This is a genomic window from uncultured Streptococcus sp., assembly GCF_938036805.1.
Taxonomy (GTDB): Bacteria; Bacillota; Bacilli; order Lactobacillales; family Streptococcaceae; genus Streptococcus.
Genome location: NZ_CALHWC010000076.1, coordinates 1 through 2313 on the forward strand (window position 1 = coordinate 1; position 2313 = coordinate 2313).

A 2313-nucleotide genomic window follows, 5' to 3' on the forward strand; every position below is an offset into this window, starting at 1 on the left:
CCTTTGACCAACGTGGTGCTTTGAAACGCCTCATGGCTCAATACCAAACAGAAGAACCAACAGTGGCTCAAATGGAAGAACTCAAAGTCTTGGTAGCAGATGAATTGACTAAATACGCATCCTCTATGCTTCTTGACCCTGAGTATGGACTTCCAGCTACAAAAGCGCTTGATGCTAATGCTGGTCTTCTTCTTGCTTATGAGAAAACAGGTTATGACACAACTAGCACCAAACGCTTGCCAGACTGCTTGGATGTTTGGTCTGCCAAACGTATCAAGGAACAAGGTGCAGATGCAGTCAAATTCTTGCTTTACTATGACGTAGACAGTTCTGACGAACTCAACCAACAAAAACAAGCCTACATCGAACGCATTGGTTCTGAGTGTGTGGCAGAAGATATTCCATTCTTCCTTGAAATCCTCGCTTACGATGAAAAAATCGCTGACGCTGGCTCTGCTGAATACGCAAAAGTGAAACCACACAAGGTTATCGGTGCCATGAAGGTTTTCTCAGACCCACGCTTTAACATCGATGTCTTGAAAGTGGAAGTTCCAGTCAATGTCAAATACGTTGAATGCTTTGGCGATGGTGAAATCGTGCATACTCGTGAAGAAGCAGCAGCTTTCTTCAAAGCACAAGATGAAGCAACTAACTTGCCATACATCTACTTGAGTGCGGGTGTATCAGCTAAACTCTTCCAAGAAACTCTTGTCTTTGCCCACGAATCAGGCGCAAACTTCAATGGAGTTCTTTGTGGCCGTGCAACCTGGGCAGGATCAGTTGAAGCTTACATCAAAGACGGTGAGGCAGCAGCTCGTGAATGGCTTCGCACAACTGGATTTGAGAACATTGATGAACTCAACAAGGTTCTTCAAACAACAGCGACTTCATGGAAAGAACGCATCTAATTTAATCTTGAATGTAGAAATCAAAAAACGTAGTAAGTTTCAGGACTTACTACGTTTTTCTTCTATATAAGCTAGTTTTTCAGCTCGTTTCTTCTTTTTGAAAAGAGCTTCAGCCGACATGGCTGCAGATTTGTCGGGATGTTCCTCTTGATAGATGAGTGTGACGGGCAATCGGGCGCGAGTGTACTTGGCTCCTTTTCCAGACTGATGTGTTTTGAGACGAGCTTCTACATCGGTAGTATAGCCTGTGTAGAGGGTGCCGTCTCCGCATTCAAGGACATACATATAGGCTTTATTTTCCATAGTAAATCTCTTGAATTTCTGGTGTATAGCTGCCGTCTTGCTCGTGGATAAAGAGAGGTGGGAGGATTTTCAGGCCGTCTGGTGAACCATCTTTAATAGCCTCGATTAAGAGCATATTGGCTTCTCTCCCCTGCTTGGGATAGACAAACTGGATGCGCTTGGGCGCTAGATTATGGTTTTTCATAGTTTCTAAAATATCCAAAAATCGGTCAGGACGGTGAACCATTGCTAAGCGACCATTGGACTTGAGAACTCGCTGGGCAATCGTGCAAATTTCTTCTAAATTCGTAGCAACTTCGTGACGTGCTAGCAGATAATGCTCACTGCCGTTGAGATTGGAATGTTCATCGACCTTGAAATAGGGAGGATTGCAGAGAATGATGTCAACCTTACTGCCAGAGATGTGGTTGCCTAGATTTTTCAAGTCGTCATGGATGACCTGCATCTGTTGAGTAAGGTTATTTAATTCAATGGAACGCTGGGCCATATCTGCCAAACGTTCCTGAATTTCCACCGCTAGAATCTGGGCCTGAGTCCGTGTGCTAGCAAAGAGACCAACAGCCCCGTTTCCAGCACAGAGATCAACGATGAGCCCTCGTTTGGGTAATTTTGGAAAGCGAGAAAGCAGGACACTATCGACTGAATAGCTAAAAACCTCGCTATTTTGAATGATTTTAATATCAGTGGAAAAGAGCTGATTAACTCTTTCTCCGTCTTTTAATTTTGTTTCTGTCATACCAACATTATAGCATGATTAAGTGCCATTCCAAAGAAGAAAGAGAAATTTTATAGGAAAAAACACCTGACAGAAACAGTCAGGTGCGAATTTTAGTTGAATTCATATTTTTGCTTGATGGTGCAAGCGATGAAAATTCCGATAAAGAAAACCATGAGAATCAGATAGACTGGCAAGGTTGCGGCTGTCAGCGTTGCAATTTCCAAAAGGTGTTGCAGGACAAAGGCGGATAGATAGAAGCCTGCGACTGAAAAAATGATCAGAAGAGCGCGCCAGAGGTTGAGTGGCAGGCAGGCCCGAATGACTGACAAGAAGCTGATGCTGCCTAGCAAGTAGTAGTTCAGGGTGGACATTTCTATGTTGCTC

The 2313-nt window shown here is 43.8% G+C and carries 3 protein-coding genes and 1 pseudogene; 1 reads left to right on the top strand and 3 read right to left on the bottom strand.

Annotated elements, in window-relative coordinates; translation table 11 throughout:
- A partial coding sequence (gene lacD, locus Q0191_RS03190) for a tagatose-bisphosphate aldolase (protein WP_297663772.1) occupies positions 1-908 on the top strand: 908 nt, incomplete at its 5' end.
- A 39-nt stretch (positions 909-947) separates the two neighbouring features.
- On the opposite strand, the gene Q0191_RS03195 is transcribed toward lacD, so the two are convergent.
- From Q0191_RS03195 to Q0191_RS03205, 3 genes and pseudogenes are all read right to left on the bottom strand, one after another.
- Positions 948-1211, bottom strand: coding sequence for a GIY-YIG nuclease family protein (locus Q0191_RS03195; protein WP_125405784.1), 264 nt, complete (start codon positions 1209-1211; stop codon positions 948-950).
- A complete protein-coding gene (locus Q0191_RS03200; protein ID WP_297663775.1) occupies positions 1201-1947 on the bottom strand; it encodes a tRNA1(Val) (adenine(37)-N6)-methyltransferase in 747 nt (248 codons plus the stop codon). The genes Q0191_RS03195 and Q0191_RS03200 overlap by 11 nt, the downstream gene beginning before the upstream one ends.
- Before the next feature lie 92 nt (positions 1948-2039).
- Positions 2040-2313: pseudogene (locus Q0191_RS03205) on the bottom strand (ATPase); the annotation flags it as partial.

Excerpts from the sequence above, each read along its gene's own strand:
- Q0191_RS03195 (WP_125405784.1), bottom strand. The coding sequence starts at position 1,211 with ATGGAAAATAAAGCCTATATGTATGTCCTTGAATGCGGAGACGGCACC.
- Q0191_RS03200 (WP_297663775.1), bottom strand. The coding sequence starts at position 1,947 with ATGACAGAAACAAAATTAAAAGACGGAGAAAGAGTTAATCAGCTCTTT.